The organism is Paenibacillus sp. 32352 (assembly GCF_002042965.1).
Classification (GTDB): Bacteria; Bacillota; Bacilli; order Paenibacillales; family NBRC-103111; genus Paenibacillus_S; species Paenibacillus_S vulneris.
Genome location: NZ_MZNT01000053.1, coordinates 1 through 357, shown reverse-complemented (window position 1 = coordinate 357; position 357 = coordinate 1). Strand labels below are relative to the sequence as shown.

Below are 357 nucleotides of genomic sequence, written 5' to 3'. Positions count from 1 at the left end.
TCCCTGATAGCTCAGTTGGTAGAGCACTCGACTGTTAATCGAGTTGTCACAGGTTCGAGTCCTGTTCGGGGAGCCATATGGAGAGGTGTCCGAGTTGGCCGAAGGAGCACGATTGGAAATCGTGTAGGCGTCACAAGCGTCTCGAGGGTTCGAATCCCTCTCTCTCCGCCATAATTTTTATCAAGGCCCGTTGGTCAAGGGGTTAAGACACCTCCCTTTCACGGAGGTAACAGGGGTTCGAATCCCCTACGGGTCACCATTTCAACCTAAAAAAACATATGGAGGCTTAGCTCAGCTGGGAGAGCATCTGCCTTACAAGCAGAGGGTCGGCGGTTCGATCCCGTCAGCCTCCACCAT

Annotated in this window: 4 tRNA genes; all 4 read left to right on the top strand. The window is 53.2% G+C overall.

Annotation, left to right across the window (positions count from 1 at the left end):
• Nucleotides 1–76 (top strand) — tRNA-Asn (locus B1728_RS35535).
• A 3-nt stretch (nucleotides 77–79) separates the two neighbouring features.
• Nucleotides 80–171 (top strand) — tRNA-Ser (locus tag B1728_RS35530).
• A 13-nt stretch (nucleotides 172–184) separates the two neighbouring features.
• Nucleotides 185–259 (top strand) — tRNA-Glu (locus B1728_RS35525).
• 21 nt (nucleotides 260–280) lie between these two features.
• Nucleotides 281–356 (top strand) — tRNA-Val (locus B1728_RS35520).
• Nucleotide 357: the final 1 nt, after the last annotated feature.